General features: G+C 71.1%; 14 protein-coding genes. 8 read left to right on the top strand and 6 right to left on the bottom strand.

Annotation, left to right across the window (positions count from 1 at the left end):
- Positions 1-44 precede the first annotated feature (44 nt).
- From ACZ607_RS25330 to ACZ607_RS25315, 4 genes are all read right to left on the bottom strand, one after another.
- A complete protein-coding gene (locus ACZ607_RS25330) occupies positions 45-1,304 on the bottom strand; it encodes a JmjC domain-containing protein (protein WP_469738089.1) in 1,260 nt (419 codons plus the stop codon).
- A gap of 30 nt (positions 1,305-1,334) precedes the next feature.
- Positions 1,335-1,499 carry a hypothetical protein gene (locus ACZ607_RS25325; RefSeq protein WP_469738087.1) on the bottom strand — a complete coding sequence of 55 codons (165 nt, stop codon included), beginning with the start codon at positions 1,497-1,499 and terminating at the stop codon, positions 1,335-1,337.
- Between the two features lie 87 nt (positions 1,500-1,586).
- Positions 1,587-2,603: a helix-turn-helix transcriptional regulator gene (locus ACZ607_RS25320; protein WP_469738085.1), complete on the bottom strand. Its 1,017-nt coding sequence runs from the start codon at positions 2,601-2,603 to the stop codon at positions 1,587-1,589.
- A 119-nt stretch (positions 2,604-2,722) separates the two neighbouring features.
- Positions 2,723-3,706, bottom strand: a complete 984-nt coding sequence (locus tag ACZ607_RS25315) for a helix-turn-helix transcriptional regulator (RefSeq protein WP_469738083.1) — start codon at positions 3,704-3,706, stop codon at positions 2,723-2,725.
- A gap of 128 nt (positions 3,707-3,834) precedes the next feature.
- Between ACZ607_RS25315 and ACZ607_RS25310 the strand changes: the two genes are divergently transcribed.
- Together ACZ607_RS25310 and ACZ607_RS25305 are read left to right on the top strand one after the other, a co-directional pair.
- Positions 3,835-4,236: a 5'-nucleotidase gene (locus ACZ607_RS25310; RefSeq protein WP_469738081.1), complete on the top strand. Its 402-nt coding sequence runs from the start codon at positions 3,835-3,837 to the stop codon at positions 4,234-4,236.
- Complete coding sequence (locus ACZ607_RS25305) at positions 4,233-4,553, top strand: Rieske (2Fe-2S) protein (RefSeq protein ID WP_099173435.1); 321 nt, start codon at positions 4,233-4,235, stop codon at positions 4,551-4,553. The genes ACZ607_RS25310 and ACZ607_RS25305 overlap by 4 nt, the downstream gene beginning before the upstream one ends.
- Before the next feature lie 157 nt (positions 4,554-4,710).
- Here the strand turns inward: ACZ607_RS25305 and ACZ607_RS25300 are convergent, their stop codons facing one another.
- Positions 4,711-5,112, bottom strand: coding sequence for a pyridoxamine 5'-phosphate oxidase family protein (locus tag ACZ607_RS25300; protein WP_469738078.1), 402 nt, complete (start codon positions 5,110-5,112; stop codon positions 4,711-4,713).
- Between the two features lie 153 nt (positions 5,113-5,265).
- On the opposite strand from ACZ607_RS25300, the gene clpB reads away from it, so the two are divergent.
- The 3 genes from clpB to ACZ607_RS25285 all read left to right on the top strand — a co-directional run bounded on the left by clpB (position 5,266) and on the right by ACZ607_RS25285 (position 10,118).
- Positions 5,266-7,875 (top strand): ATP-dependent chaperone ClpB, encoded by a 2,610-nt coding sequence (gene clpB / locus ACZ607_RS25295; RefSeq protein ID WP_469738076.1) that lies wholly within the window; start codon positions 5,266-5,268, stop codon positions 7,873-7,875.
- Positions 7,876-8,221: 346 nt separating this feature from the next.
- Positions 8,222-9,490 (top strand): MFS transporter, encoded by a 1,269-nt coding sequence (locus ACZ607_RS25290; RefSeq protein ID WP_469738074.1) that lies wholly within the window; start codon positions 8,222-8,224, stop codon positions 9,488-9,490.
- A gap of 70 nt (positions 9,491-9,560) precedes the next feature.
- Positions 9,561-10,118 carry a type III secretion system chaperone family protein gene (locus ACZ607_RS25285; protein WP_469738072.1) on the top strand — a complete coding sequence of 186 codons (558 nt, stop codon included), beginning with the start codon at positions 9,561-9,563 and terminating at the stop codon, positions 10,116-10,118.
- A gap of 93 nt (positions 10,119-10,211) precedes the next feature.
- Here the strand turns inward: ACZ607_RS25285 and ACZ607_RS25280 are convergent, their stop codons facing one another.
- A complete protein-coding gene (locus ACZ607_RS25280) occupies positions 10,212-11,393 on the bottom strand; it encodes a pyridoxal phosphate-dependent aminotransferase (RefSeq protein ID WP_469738070.1) in 1,182 nt (393 codons plus the stop codon).
- A gap of 752 nt (positions 11,394-12,145) precedes the next feature.
- Here ACZ607_RS25280 and ACZ607_RS25275 point away from each other — a divergent pair.
- The 3 genes from ACZ607_RS25275 (at position 12,146) to ACZ607_RS25265 (ending at position 15,335) form a co-directional block, all read left to right on the top strand.
- Positions 12,146-12,667, top strand: a complete 522-nt coding sequence (locus ACZ607_RS25275) for a DUF2617 family protein (protein ID WP_469738068.1) — start codon at positions 12,146-12,148, stop codon at positions 12,665-12,667.
- A 119-nt stretch (positions 12,668-12,786) separates the two neighbouring features.
- Positions 12,787-14,388 (top strand): polyamine aminopropyltransferase, encoded by a 1,602-nt coding sequence (locus ACZ607_RS25270; protein WP_469738066.1) that lies wholly within the window; start codon positions 12,787-12,789, stop codon positions 14,386-14,388.
- A 92-nt stretch (positions 14,389-14,480) separates the two neighbouring features.
- A complete protein-coding gene (locus tag ACZ607_RS25265) occupies positions 14,481-15,335 on the top strand; it encodes an SRPBCC domain-containing protein (protein ID WP_469738064.1) in 855 nt (284 codons plus the stop codon).
- Positions 15,336-15,338 lie beyond the last annotated feature (3 nt).

The following is a 15,338-nucleotide window of genomic DNA, read 5'->3' as shown; positions in this document are numbered from 1 at the left end:
CACACGGAAGGCAGGATCCCGCGCGGATCCTGCCTTCTCGTGCGTCAGGCCCCATGGGCGCCCGTATCTGCCGCATCTGCCACCTCGGATACGTCGGCCACGTCGGTCACCTCGGACACGAGGTCCGAGCAGCCCGAGGCCAGACCGGGCGTCAACGGCGCGCACCATTCGTGGCGCATCAGGATCTCGGCCAGAGGATGCACCTCGTCCCCCACCGTGTCGGCCGCCCGGTCCAGCGGCACCGGCCGGCCGCTCAGCAGGAGGCGTAGGGCGGGCAGCGCCTTGGCCTTGAACGTGAGCTTCCGGCCCGAGGAGAGCACCTCGACCGTCTCTCCCAGATCGCGGATCCGGGGGCGGAACTCGCAGACGCAGACGACGGAGCCCTGATGCCCGAACGTCTCCAGGAAGGGGACGTGCCGGGACGGGGCGACCGCGTGCTCGCGCGCCGCCAGGAAGTCGGCGGGAGGCGAGGACCCCACGAGTTCCACGGCCGCCTCGGCGAGCCTGCGGTGCTGCTCCGAGCCGGGCGTGAGGTCGAGATCGCGGCGGAACAGCTCGTGCTCACGGGACCGGTCGGCGAGCCAGGACAGCCAGGACGCTCCGGTCCTCGTGCTGAATCCGAACGTCATGTGCAGGCTGTGCCCGGAACCGCGGCCGTCACGGCCGGCCCGGTGCCAGTAGCCGCGTGGGATGTGCAGGACGTCGCCGGGGCGCGCGGTCCCGGTCCAGAGGACGTCCTCGCCCGGTGTGTCGTCGCGGGCGGCGTCGCGGTGCAGCGGCGCGACACGTGACGGGCCCCGCACCTCCCAGTCCTTCTCCCCGGAGAGCTGGACCACGAGGACGTCGTGATCGTCCCAGTGCAGGCCGAAGCCGTCGGCGGCGTTCGTGGTGAGGTAGATGTTGACGGTGACGCGCTCACCCGACCACCACTGCAAGGCGCGGCAGGCCACTTCGAGCGTGGGGTCGAAGACGTCGGCGCGGTCCAGCACCATCGTCGTACCCTCGCGCAGCAGGCCTCCGAGACGGCGCATGTGCACCAGGCCCGAGCCGTCCCTGCCCGCACCGCCGCCGGCGTCCTGATTCAGGTACGCGCCGGGATGCAGTTCCTTGCCGTCCTGGAAGCAGCGGATCTGCGGATTGCCCAGGCTCCTGCGCATCACCAGGTCCAGGAGCCGGGTGGGCGTCAGCAGGCGCGCGGGCAGGCCCGGTTCACGCAGTGCGCCCCGCGCGAAACCGGTACCGAGACGCTGTGGTCCGTCCCAGCCCAGTGCCACTTCGATTCCGGCGACCAGCCTGTGGTCCACCGCGCCTCCCGCTGCCGGACCGCGAGGCCGTCAGACCCCGGGAAGGGGCTCGGTGCCCGGCGCGACGTCCCACGCGATGTCGGAGGCCGCCGCGGCCAGCGGGTCGGTGGCACCGGCCCGGTCCGTCACGCAGCTCATGACCTCCACCGACACGAGGAGATCGTCGTCGGTGCGGGCGGTCTGTGTGTCGCTCACTGGTCTCACTCCATTCGATCGGTCATTCGAGCTCGTTGCATGATGGCATCGATTCCCGTCCGTTCGGGGGCCTTTGGCGGATGAGGGTCAGGAAACCGGGCGGTGGGCGTGCGGCCCCGCGGGCGGCGTGCCGTCCGGTCCCACGATCCCGGACCGCACGAGGCGGGCCCCCAGCTGGGTGCGGCTGTGCGCGTCGACCGTCTGCATGAGCTTGGAGATGTGGGAGCGGCACGTGCGGACGCTGATGCCCAGTTCACGGGCGACCTCGTCGTCCACTCGGCCCTCCAGGAGGAGGCGCGCGATGCTCTGCTGGACGGCGGTGACAGGGGCTCCGGGGGCGGTGGCCGGGAGCTGCTCGCTGTACGGCGTCGCCTGCGCCCAGAGGACTTCGTAGACCCGGGTGAGATAGCGGACCAGGGCCGGGTGCCGGATCTCCAGCGCCACCTCGTCACCGGGCGCGGCCTGGGCGTACGCCACGGTGCGGTCGAAGATGATGAGCCGGTCGACGGTCTGCTCGATGGTGCGAACCTGGAGCCGGTCGACCGGCATCCGGGCCAGGTACTCCCTGACGCGCGGGCTGTAGCGGACGGGGTGCTGGTAGAGGTGTCTGAGGCTGGCGCCTCCGGCGATCGCCGCCCGGCCGTTGCCGATGGCCTGCTGGATGTGGTGCTCCAGCCGGTTGCCGCCCGGCTGCGCGGTCAGGACCTCCTCGGTGGCGCGCACGGAGGCCTCCCGGAGGGCCGACATGATCAGCGGCCGTCCTTCGAGCACGGTGATGGCGAGGTTGGGGTCCTCGTTGGTGATCGTCGTCAGGGGCGCCAGCGTCCCGGCGAGCGCGGTGGTCAGCCGTATCCGCTCGTCTATCTCCCGGGTGATGGGCTGCAGCAGGTGGGCCAGCGCGGCGGACGCCGGGACCGGGCGGAGCCACGCGTGGTCGTCGGGGTCGGGATGGACGAGAGCCATTTCGAGCAGGCACGGGGCGGCCGCGAGGTCGCTGCGCGCGACGCGTCCGGTGCGCAACGCCTCCTTGTAGACGCTGATGCCCGGGGCGCAGAGCTCTCGGTTCCCGTGCGGATGCACCGGTTTCGCCTCATCGGCGGCCATTTGATGACCCCTCACTTCGTGCACTGCATGAACATGACGGTGGCGGAAGCCCGGCCCGCCGGGGGAGTGTGGACCTGCCGGGCGAGAGGGGAACCCGTCCGGCCTCGGAGCCCGTACGTTCAGGAGTCCTGGTCCAGGATCCCTGAACGCGCGATCAGATAACCGAGTTGGGCACGGCTGGTGCTTCCCAGGGTGGCCGACAGCTTGGCGACGTGCGCCCGGCAGGTGCGGACGTTCATGCCGAGGCGGCGGGCGATGGAGTCGTCCACGTGTCCTTCGACGAGGAGTTGGGCGATGGAGCGCTGCACCCCGCTGATCCCGTCGGGAGTGGGCTCGTACTTGATCTCCTCGAGCAGGGGGGCGGCCCTGGTCCAGAGCTGCTCGAAGACCTTCGCCAGGTACTCGACCAGGCCGGGGTGGCGCAGCTCCAGAGCGACCATGCGGTCGTCCTGGGCCGGAATGAAGGCGACGGTCCGATCGAAGACGATCAGGCGCTCGATGAGCTCTTCGAGGGTGCGTATCTCCACGTGGTCGCCGGCCATGCGCTCCGCGTAGGCCAGCGTGCTCTGGCTGTGGCGCGCCGTGTGCTGGTAGAGGGTGCGGATCCGGATGCCGCGGTCCACGACGGACAGACCGCGCTCCAGCGACCTGCTGAGGATGTCCTCGGGCCTCCCGCCCCCGGGCTGGACGGTGAGGACTTCGGAGCGGCATTCCGCGGTCGCCAGGTCGAGGGAGGCGTTGATCCGGTTGACGCCCTCCAGCACGGTGATCGCGTGGTTGGTCGAAGGGCCCTGGGCGCTGATGTCCATGAACGGCTCGAAGCATTCGGCCAGCGCCAGGGAATGCCGGCGGCGTTCCTGGATCTCCCGTTCTATGGGATGAAGGTGTTGCGCCAGGGCCGCCGACGGCGCGACGGGACGGAGCCAGTCCGCCGCGTCGGGATCGGGATGCAGGAGCGCGAACTCGATCAGGCACGGCGCCGCTGCCACATCGGCGCGGGCTATGCGGCCGGTGCGCAGCGCTATGGCGTAAAGGCGTGCTCCGTCATCACATAGTTCGGCAACCCCGTGAGGATGTGTCGGTTTTGTGGTACTTGCGGCCATATCTCCACCCCCCAGGTTCCTGAACTTGCAGGAACATGATGCATCGACTCGGTGGTGTTCGAGTGCCCAGGTGAGACATCGTCTTCAGTGCGGGGGAGAAGAATCCACAAGTGAGGACGAAGCCGACTATGAACAAGCGAATGCTTCGCTCGGCGCTTGCCGCCTCGTTCGTCGCGGCCATGGGTTTGGGGCTGGCGAGCGCGGGCGACATCGGCTGGAGCAGCGAGGCCGCTGCTGCGCCGGGCGACATCGGCTGGAGCACGCAGGCGGCGGGGGACATCGGTTGGGTCTCTCCCGCGGTCAGCCAGGGTGACATCGGCTGGGTCGCTCCTGCGGTCGCCCGGGGTGACATCGGTTGGGTCTCTCCCGCGGTTGCCCAGGGTGACATCGGCTGGGTCGCGCCCGCGGCCGCTCCGGGTGACATCGGTTGGATCTCTCCCGCAGTCGCCCAGGGTGACATCGGCTGGATCGCGCCCGCCGTCAGCCAGGGTGACATCGGCTGGTCCGCTCCGGCCCGCATCGCAGCATGACCACCCCACCGGACGACCGCACCTTCCGGCGGGAGATGGCCACGGCCTATCGCTCAGGGTGGCATTTCATCGATCTGCTCACGGCACTTACCCGCCAGGGCGATTCGTTGATGGTCACCCTGTTCGGAGAGCCGATTCTGGTCGTGATGGAAACGGATGACGACATCCGCGCCTATCGCTGTCTTCGCCGGCCTCGCGGAGCGCCGCAACCGGTTCGCTGTGCCGTGAGGTACGGCATGATTTTCGTCAATCTCGATCAGCGTGACCACGAGCTGTTCGAACAAGAAGCCATTTCCGCCACCCCCCGCAGTGCCTGAACGATTCCCCCGTCGTTCCAGATCGTTCCGGCACTTCCCCCACACAGCGGCGCCATCGTGACCTGAACACGATGGCGCCGTTGTGCTGCCCGGAATTCTTTTCGGAATTCCGGCACTTTTGTGATCCCGTACGCAGCCGGCTCCCCAGGGGCCGTCCCTACGCGTTTCCGAGTGCCCTGTCGACGGCGATCTCGATGACGATCCGCTCCGGGTTGTGCCGCGGGGTGCGTTCGTACCGCTCCGTGTAGCGGCGTACCGCGTCCTCGACCTCGTCGGGCTCCGTGCGCACCACCGCCCGGCCCTCCAGGGTCGCCCAGCGGCGTCCCTCCATCTGGCAGACCGCGACCCGCGCGCCCTCGGGCCCCGCCGCCAGGACGTGCGCGGCTTTTCTGGTGTTCCTGCCGGTGATGACGCGGGCGATCCGCGTCTCCGGGTCGTACGTCACGCCGACGGGCACCACGTGCGGGGTGCCGTCCGGGCGGAGCGTGGTCAGGGTGCACACGTGGCGCTCCCGCCAGAAGGCGAGGTAGCCGGTGCCGGGGTTGCGTACGTCGGGCATGGGGTCAGCCTAGAGACAGGGGGTACGAGCGGCCCCCGAAGGCTCCGTTTCGGCCTTGAGTGGAATAGACTCAACTTTGTACCCGTTGTTCGAGTCAAAGTTCCGTGACGTAGTCACGCAGTGACGTACCAGCACGAGGAGGAGACAGCGCCCGTGGACGCCGAGCTGACCAACAAGAGCCGGGACGCCCTCAACGCGGCCACCAGCAGGGCCGTCAAGGACGGTCACCCCGATCTGACCCCCGGGCATCTGCTGCTCGCCCTGCTCGCGGGTGAGGACAACGCGAACATCACCGACCTGCTCGCGGCCGTCGAGGCCGACCAGGTGGCGGTGCGGGAGGAGACCGAACGGCTCCTGGGCTCGCTGCCCAGCGTGACCGGATCGACCGTCGCCCCGCCGCAGCCGAGCCGCGACCTGCTCGCCGTCCTCGCCGACGCCGACCAGCGGGCCAAGGAGCTCGGCGACGACTACCTCTCCACCGAGCACCTGCTGATCGCCGTCGCCGCGAAGGGCGGCCGCGCCGGTGAGATCCTCGACGGGCAGGGAGCCAGTGCGAAGAAGCTGCTGGACGCATTCGAGAAGAGCAGGGGAGGGCGCCGGGTGACCACTCCCGACCCCGAGGGCCAGTACAAGGCGCTGGAGAAGTTCGGCACCGACTTCACCGCTGCCGCCCGCGAGGGCAAGCTCGACCCGGTCATCGGCCGTGACCAGGAGATCCGTCGTGTCGTCCAGGTGCTGTCGCGCCGTACGAAGAACAACCCCGTGCTGATCGGTGAGCCCGGTGTCGGCAAGACGGCCGTCGTCGAGGGCCTCGCCCAGCGCATCGTCAAGGGCGACGTCCCCGAGTCCCTGCGGAACAAGCGGCTGGTCTCCCTCGACCTCGGTGCGATGGTCGCGGGCGCCAAGTACCGCGGTGAGTTCGAGGAGCGCCTGAAGACCGTCCTCTCCGAGATCAAGGAGAGCGACGGCCAGATCATCACCTTCATCGACGAGCTGCACACCGTCGTCGGCGCGGGCGCCGGCGGCGACTCGGCGATGGACGCGGGCAACATGCTCAAGCCGATGCTCGCCCGCGGTGAGCTCCGCATGGTCGGCGCCACCACCCTGGACGAGTACCGCGAGCGCATCGAGAAGGACCCCGCCCTGGAGCGCCGCTTCCAGCAGGTCCTGGTCGCCGAGCCGTCCGTCGAGGACACCATCGCGATCCTGCGTGGCCTCAAGGGCCGCTACGAGGCCCACCACAAGGTCCAGATCGCGGACTCCTCGCTGGTGGCCGCCGCGACGCTCTCCGACCGCTACATCACCTCCAGGTTCCTCCCCGACAAGGCGATCGACCTCGTCGACGAGGCGGCCTCCCGGCTCCGCATGGAGATCGACTCCTCGCCCCTGGAGATCGACGAGCTCCAGCGGTCCGTCGACCGGCTGCACATGGAGGAGCTGGCGCTCAGGAACGAGAGCGACGCCGGCTCCAAGCAGCGCCTGGAGAAGATCCGCCGCGACCTCGCCGACAAGGAGGAGGAGCTGCGCGGCCTCACCGCCCGCTGGGAGAAGGAGAAGCAGGGCCTGAACCGCGTGGGTGAGCTCAAGGAGCGCCTCGACGAGCTGCGCGGCCAGGCCGAGCGCGCCCAGCGCGACGGCGACTTCGACACCGCCTCCAAGCTGCTGTACGGGGAGATCCCCGGCCTGGAGCGGGAGCTGGCCGAGGCGGACGAGGCCGAGCAGGAGGCCGCCCAGGACAAGGACACGATGGTCAAGGAGGAGGTCGGTCCCGACGACATCGCCGACGTCGTCGGCGCCTGGACCGGCATCCCGGCCGGCCGCCTCCTGGAGGGCGAGACCCAGAAGCTGCTGCGGATGGAGTCCGAGCTGGGCAGGCGGCTGATCGGCCAGAGCGAGGCCGTGCGCTCCGTGTCGGACGCCGTACGCCGCACCCGCGCGGGGATCGCCGACCCGGACCGGCCCACCGGCTCGTTCCTCTTCCTCGGCCCGACCGGGGTCGGCAAGACGGAGCTCGCCAAGGCGCTCGCGGACTTCCTGTTCGACGACGAGCGGGCCATGATCCGCATCGACATGAGCGAGTACAGCGAGAAGCACAGCGTCGCGCGGCTCGTCGGGGCGCCTCCCGGCTACGTCGGCTACGAGGAGGGCGGCCAGCTCACCGAGGCGGTCCGCAGGCGCCCGTACAGCGTCGTGCTGCTCGACGAGGTCGAGAAGGCCCACCCCGAGGTCTTCGACATCCTGCTCCAGGTGCTCGACGACGGCCGGCTCACCGACGGGCAGGGCCGGACGGTGGACTTCCGCAACACCATCCTGATCCTCACGTCCAACCTGGGCAGCCAGTTCCTGGTCGATCCCCTGATCGAGCCCGAGGCGAAGAAGGAGCGGGTCCTGGAGGTCGTACGGGCCTCGTTCAAGCCGGAGTTCCTCAACCGGCTGGACGACCTGGTCGTCTTCTCCGCGCTGTCCGGCGACGAGCTGGCGCACATCGCGGGGCTCCAGGTGGCCCGTCTCGCCGACCGGCTGGCCGACCGCAGGATCCAGCTCGATGTCACCCCGGACGCCCTGGCCTGGCTGGCCGAGGAGGGCAACGACCCGGCGTACGGCGCCCGGCCGCTGCGCCGGCTCATCCAGACCGCGATCGGCGACCGGCTCGCGAAGGAGATCCTCGCGGGCGAGGTCAAGGACGGCGACACGGTCCGGGTCGACCGGGCGGACGACGGTCTGATCGTGGGCACCGCGACGACTGCGGCGAAGACCCTGTAGGCGGCGGCGAACGACCTGTGTCCCCGGCCCGTGGACCTCGTGTCCCGGGCCGGGGACACACGTGTGCGCGGCTCCGTCCGCATTGATGTGTGCATCCGGCACACATCATCGGCGGAACCGCCCACGAAATTGAGCCGAAAATTTGCATTCCATGGCCGAATGGCAGATGCGATACGGCCCGGGCCTCACTTTTTGTACCGCCCCGATACATATCTGTGCCCTTGGGTGGAGCTGACCGGACGACAGTGCGCGTGATCGTGTTCCGCGCAATATCAGGACACTCCGGGCCCTTTCCCAATGCGGCCGGTACGGCTGTCACGAATTCCGAAGCCGGTAAGGTACGCGCATGACGGAACGGATACCCGGTGAGCAGAGTGCGGAGCCGCAGGATCGCAAAAGTGACAGCCTCATTCGCCTGAGCGAATTTCGCACGCTGTGGGCGGCTTTTGCTCAGTCGGTGCTGGGTGACCAGCTGGCGCGGGTCGCGCTGTCGCTGCTGGTGTTCGAACGCACCGAGTCGGCCGGCTGGACCGCCGCGACCTACGCCCTGACGAGCCTGCCCGCCCTGCTGTCCGGCGTCCTCCTCTCCGGTCTCGCCGACCGCTTCCCCCGTCGCACGGTCATGATCAGCTGCGACCTGGTGCGCGCCGTCCTCGTCGGGCTCATGGCCCTGCCCGGCACGCCCCTGCCGCTGCTCGCCGGGATCCTGGTGCTGGCACAGCTCGCCGAGGCGCCCTTCGGGGCGTCGCAGGGCGCCCTGATGCCGGCGGTCCTCGGGGAGCGCCTGTACGAGCGGGGCCAGCGGGTCATGCTGATCACCCACCAGTTGGGACAGCTGGTCGGCTTCGCCGCGGGCGGGGTCCTCGTCGTCTGGCTGGGCAGCCACGTCTCGCTGGGACTGAACGCGGTGACGTTCCTCATCTCCGCCCTCCTCATCAGGCTCGGTGTGAAGGCGCGCCCGGTGGACCAGGGAGCCGACGCGCGGCCGAAGCGGATGCACACCCAGGTCGGCAAGGCCGCCGCGCTCATCTGGGCGGACCCCCGGCTGCGGTCGCTGGTCGCGCTCGGCTGGCTGGCGGGGTTCATCGTGCTGCCCGAGGGACTGGCCGCGCCCTTCGCGGAGGAGGCCGGGGGCAGCGCCGCCTCGGTCGGTCTCCTGCTCGCCGCGCACCCCGCCGGGATGGTCCTGGGCGCCGCCTTCCTGGGGCGCGCCGCCTTCGACGTGGAGCGCCGCCGCCGGCTGCTCGGACCGCTGGCGGTGGGCGCCAACCTCCCGCTGGTCGTCTACTGGGCGGGACCCGGGGTGGGCGTGGCCCTGCTGGTGCTGCTCGTGTCGGGCATCTGCTCGGCGTACCAGATCACCGCCGGGGCGACCTTCGTGCTGCTCACCCCGGCCGACCAGCGCGGTCAGGCCCTGGGCCTGGCGAGGTCGGGGCTGACCGCCATGCAGGGGATCGGCGTCGCGTCGGGCGGTCTGGCGGCCCAGCTGTCCGGGTCCTCGGCGCAGACCATCGGAGGGGCGGGACTCCTCGGCACGCTCTGCGCCGTCCTGGTCGCGGTTTCCTGGTCGCGGGCCAGGGGAACGAGCGCGGGGACGATTCCCCTGAGCGCATAGGACTACCGGCCGCGATCGCGGCTAGGGTCGGAGCCAGGAAACCACGTGCGATCCACAGGAGTACCCAGCGATGTCTATCGACCCGTCCTCGATCCCCAACTTCGGGGGCCAGCCCGAACCGCAGGCGTCAGGTCCCGAGGGCCCCGTGGTCCCCGACCAGGACCTCGTCAAGCAGCTTCTCGAGCAGATGGAGCTGAAGTTCGTCGTCGACGACGAGGGCGACCTCGCCGCGCCGTGGGAAGACTTCCGGACGTACTTCATGTTCCGCGGCGAGGAGGAGCAGCAGGTCTTCTCGGTCCGGACCTTCTACGACCGCCCCCACGCCCTGGACCAGCGGCCCGTTCTGCTCGACGCGATCGACGACTGGAACCGCCGCACCCTCTGGCCCAAGGTCTACACGCACGCCCACGAGGGCGAGGAGGGCGCCGCGGGCTCCGTGCGGCTGGTCGGTGAGGCGCAGATGCTCATCGGCACCGGCGTCAGCCTGGAGCACTTCGTCTCCTCGACGGTCAGCTGGGTGCGGGCCTCGATCGAGTTCGACAAGTGGCTCGTGGAGCGTCTGGGCCTGGAGCCCGACACCAAGACGGCCGAGGGCGACGCGGGCACGGAGCAGTCCCCGGAGGCCTGACCCGGTCAGCACACAGCGAGGACGGAGGCCCGGGACGGGGCGTGGTCGGTGCGGCCGGCGCCCTCCCGGGCCTCCGTCGTCGTGTGCGGCGGGTCAGGACGCCCGGAGGCCCTTGAGCCGGGTGACGGCCTCGGTGAGTACGTCGGTGCGCTTGCAGAACGCGAAGCGTACGAAGGGCGCGCCCTGCTCGCGGTGGTCGTAGAAGACCGCGTTCGGCACGGCGACGACCCCGCAGCGCTCCGGGAGCGCCCGGCAGAAGGCGAAGCCGTCGTCCCCGGCGCCCAGTGGACGGATGTCGGTGGTGACGAAGTACGTGCCGGCCGGCCGGTAGACCTCGAAGCCGGCCTCGGCGAGACCTCCGGCGAGCAGGTCGCGCTTGGCCCGGAGGTCGGCCCGCAGTTCGTCGAAGTAGCTGTCGGGCAGCCGCAGGGCCTCGGCGACGGCGTACTGGAACGGGCCGCCCGACACGTACGTCAGGAACTGCTTGGCGGAGCGGACCGCGGTGGCCAGCTCCGGGCTCGCGGTGATCCAGCCGATCTTCCAGCCCGTCAGCGAGAACGTCTTTCCCGCGCTGCTGATGCTGACCGTCCGCTCCCGCATGCCGGGGAACGACGCGAGGGGGATGTGCTCGCCCTCGAAGACGAGGTGCTCGTAGACCTCGTCGGTGATCACCAGGAGGTCCCGCTCGCAGGCGAGCTCGGCGACGGCCGCCAGCTCCTCGCGGGTCAGGACGGTCCCGGTCGGGTTGTGCGGGGTGTTGAGCAGGATCAGCCGGGTGCGGGGCGTGACGGCCGCGCGCAGTTCGTCGAGGTCGAGCCGGTAGGCGCCCTCGTGGGGCCGGAGCGTGACGGGGACGCGGGTCCCGCCCGCCAGGGCGATGCAGGCGGCGTACGAGTCGTAGTACGGCTCCAGGGCGATGACCTCGTCGCCGGGCTCCACGAGGGCCAGCAGGGAGGCGGCGATGGCCTCCGTGGCGCCCGTGGTGACCAGGACCTCGGAGTCGGGGTCGTACTCCAGCCCGTAGCGCCGCAGCTGGTGATCGGCGACCGCGGAGCGCAGTTCGGGGACGCCGGGGCCCGGTGGGTACTGGTTGCCGTGCCCGGCGCGCAGGGCACGGACCGCGGCCTCGCGGATCTCCTCGGGCCCGTCGGTGTCGGGGAAGCCCTGGCCGAGGTTGATCGATCCGGTCCGTACGGCCAGCGCCGACATCTCCGCGAAGATCGTCGTGCCGAACTCGGTGAGGCGGCGGTTGAGCAGCGGTCGTCCCTGTGTCATGGCGCCATCCTGTGCCGAAGCTCTGGAGTTGCTCAAGTCCGCTTTGGTGCCGTGGGGGCTTGGGAATCCAACGGTCAGTCGAGAAGCGGGGACCTCGCTTCGGGGGACAGTAAGGATGTGAGGTCGATGGGGATGTTCATCTTCGTCGTGTTCCTGGTGCTGCTGTGCGTGGGAGCGTCGGCCCTGATGCCGGGATCCCGCAGCCGCAGGAAGGCGTCCGGCCGGGCCGGACGGCGTGGCGGTCGCAGCGGCGGCGGGAGCGGCTCGGACGGGGGCAGCTGGTGGGCCGGCGACAGCGGTGGTGACTCCGGCGGTCATTCCGGCGGTCATTCCGGTGGCCACTCCTGCGGTGGCGGCGGGCACTCCTGCGGGGGTGGCAGCAGCTGCGGCGGTGGTGGCGGAGGAGGCTGCGGCGGAAGCAGCTGAGACGGGCCCGACCGTCCCGCACGGGGGTGGGGCGGGTGAGGCCGAGGTGTCCGGTGGGAGTGAACTCCCGCCGGACACCTTTTGGTTGGGGGCACCGGGAACAGATGAACCGTCCTGCCCCCTGAGGGATGGAAACCACGGCAAGTTGGGTAAAAGCGCTGTGAGCGCGACGTACTTCGTGATTGCATCGATGTAGAGAATATTCAGCCCCCGGAACCCAGTTGGGCGCATCCCAGTTGGGCCGGATCGGGCTCCCCTCCCCCCACGTGCGCCGCACGGGGGTGCCTCCTGTCCATGTGTCCCTGTGCGCTTTGCGGAGCCGATCCATGCTCACGACCCTCCAGACCTCCTATTCCGATACCCGAGCCGCCGATCTGGCATGGACGCTGGGGCGGGAGCCGCTGCCGGCCCTCGCCGTGCTCGACCTCCGACTAGCGGGCGCGAAGGTGCAGTTGAGACTGCTCGGCGCCTCCCACCAGGTCCTGCTGGAGGAAGAGCGCCGTACGTGCTCCGAGACCGTCGCCTGTCTGCCGGGCAGCAGCACGCCGCTGCCGCTGGGCGTCGCCGAGAGCCTCGGTGACTGGGACTACGAGTTCGCGGCGCGCGTCGAGACGCTCTCGGAGGGCTCGTTCGCAGGGCGCGCGCAGGAACTCCTCGCGCTGGTGGCCGACCATCCGCACGGACTGGCGGGGACGTTTCCCGGCAGCCCCTACGCCTTCACCGCGATGCTCGCGCAGCGGACGGAGGGCCAGGTGCGCTGGCGGACCTGGCACGCGTACCCGCAGGAGGGCCAGCTCGTGGTCACCCGGTCCCGGGTGGGGGCGCGGGTCCCGGCAGGGGTGTCGTGAGGGGAGTGCGCGGGCCCGCCGGGAGCGCGGGGCTGCGGACCCGGCGCACGTCCGGCCCACGTCACTTACACCCGTGTGGGTGACAAGCGGCGACGTTTCCGTCACGTAGCGTTCGTTTCATGATCGACCAGCAGATGCCGCTGCGAGGGGGCGCGGCGAGGATTCCCGTGCGGCCGAGGACGGGCCGGTTCCTGGTGCTGGCCGCGGTCTTCGTCTGTGCCGCGTGCGGTCTGGTGTACGAGCTGGAGCTGGTCGCGCTGGCCTCGTACCTGATCGGTGACTCGGTCACGCAGGCCTCGGTGGTGCTCTCCGTGATGGTGTTCGCGATGGGCATCGGCTCGCTGCTCGCGAAACGTTTACGCGGCCGCGCCGCCGTGGGATTCGGGCTGATCGAGGCGGCGCTCGCGCTCGTCGGCGGGATGTCGGCGCTCGTCCTGTACGCCTCCTTCGCCTGGATCGGGGAGTCCCGCCCGGTGCTGGTGGGCTTCTCGCTCACCATCGGGATCCTGATCGGCGCGGAGATCCCGCTGTTGATGACGCTGATCCAGCGGGTCGACCGGCAGGACGCGGGCGGGGCGGTCGCGGACCTCTTCGCCGCCGACTACGTGGGCGCGCTGGTCGGCGGGCTCGCCTTTCCTTTCCTGCTGCTGCCGATGATGGGCCAGCTGACCGGGGCGCTGTTCACCGGCGCGGTCAACGCGGTGGCGGGCGGGGCGCTGGTGCTGTGGGTGTTCCGGCGCGATCTGGGCCCACGGTCGCGCCGGCTGCTGATCCTGGTCAACTGCCTGGTGATCGCCCTGCTGGCCACGGCCTCCGTCCTGGTCGACGACTTCGAGCGGGCGGCGCGGCGCGCGGTGTACGGGGACGAGGTGCGGGTCGCGGTGCAGACCGATGTGCAGGAGGTCGTCCTCACGGGGTCCGCGCGCGGCGGGCTGGACCTGTATCTGGACGGCAGGCTCCGGGTCAGCTCCCGGGACGAGCACCGCTACCACGAGGCGCTGGTGCACCCAGTGATGAAGGGGGCCCACCGGCGGGTGCTGATCCTGGGCGGTGGCGACGGGCTGGCCGCCCGTGAGGTGCTGCGCTACCCGGACGTCGCGTCCGTCGTGGTCGTCGAGCTCGATCCGGCCGTCACCCGGTTGGCCCGTACGGACCCGGCGCTCTCCCGGCTGAACGGGCACGCGTACGACGATCCTCGGCTGACGGCGGTCGCCGGGGACGCCTTCCTGTGGCTGCGGGCCGTGCGTGAGCGCTTCGACGCGGTGATCTCGGACCTCCCCGACCCCGGAATCACGGCGAGCACGAAGCTCTACTCCGCCGAGTTCTACGGACTGGTCGCCAGGGCGCTGGCGCCGGGCGGCCGGCTGGTGGTGCACGCGGGCCCGCAGAACAGCAGACCCGCGACGTTCTGGACGGTGGAGGCATCGGTACGGGCGGGCGGCCTCGCGACCCGGCCGTACCGGGTCGACGGACGCGTCACCGGATTCGCGGCGGGGCCGGACCGGGCCGCGGCCGGCGGGGCGGAGGCGCCGCGGGACTGGGGGTTCGTGCTGGCCGCCCGGCAGGAGGTCGGCCGGCTGGGCCTGGACCCGGGCGCGCCGGCCCTGCGGACGCTGGGGGAGCACGAGCTGCGGGCCGGCCGGCGCGCGGCCGAGCGGATACGACAGCCGGGGGCGCTGCCGTCGACCCTGGTCCACCCGCGGTACTGGGAGGAGCCGTGAGCCCGGCGGGGGGCGGTGCGGTCCGGGGGTGTGCGGGGCGTACGGGGTGGAAGCGCTGACGGGACGGCCGGGGCTGAGTAGGCTCGGTCGGTATGGAGCATGAGGTGTTCGTTCCGGTTCCGGTCCCGGCCCTGCGGCGGACGCTGGGTGATCCCGCCCGCGTCGCGCGCTGTGTGCCAGGACTCCAGCAGGACGCCGACGCGTCGGCGGGGCCGCTGGCAGGCCGGCTGAAATTCCGGGCCGACGGCCACACGATCACGTACCGCGGGGCGCTGACGCTGCGGCCCTCGGACGGGGGCGACTCCTTCTCCGTGACCGGGGAGGGCGTGGAGGCCCGGGGCACCGGCTCGGCGAAGCTGGCCCTGACCGTGGGCCTCACGGAGACGGACGGCGGGACCACGATCGGGTTCACCGGCACGGTCAGCGGCGACGGGCGGATCGTGGATCTGGACGCCACCGCGGCGCTCGCGGCGGCGGAGCGGTTGCTCGACCGCTTCACGCAGCAGCTGGTGACGGAGACCCTGGCCGCGCGGGACGGGGATGGGCCGGCGGACGCGGCCGACGCGTCGGAGGCCCCTGAGGGGGAGTCCGGGGAGGCTGGTGCGGAGTCCGGGAAGCCTGGTGAGGGAGCCGGGGAGCCTCCGTCCGTGGAGAAGGAGTCCGTGTTCGACGCGCCCGTGCCGCCGCCGTCGCTCGACCCGTCCGCGGAGCTGGAGCTCACCGTGCCGGACGAGCCGCCCGCCGAGGCCGCGCACGCCCGCCGCACCATGATCGGCCGCAGCACGGAGGAGGTCGACCACGCCCCGCCGCGCGGCCGTTACGCACCCGTGCCGTCACCCGAGGCGGGCGCCGCGGGCATCACGCTGCGCTGGGCGGCGCCGGCAGCCGCCCTGGCGATCGCCTCGGCGGTGGTGGTGGGCAGGGCCCTGCGGCGCCGGAGGCCGTAGGGA

This window comes from Streptomyces sp. NPDC104381, from assembly GCF_055583745.1.
The sequence above is the reverse complement of the archived record's forward strand: the minus strand, read 5'-3'. Positions and strand labels throughout refer to the sequence as shown.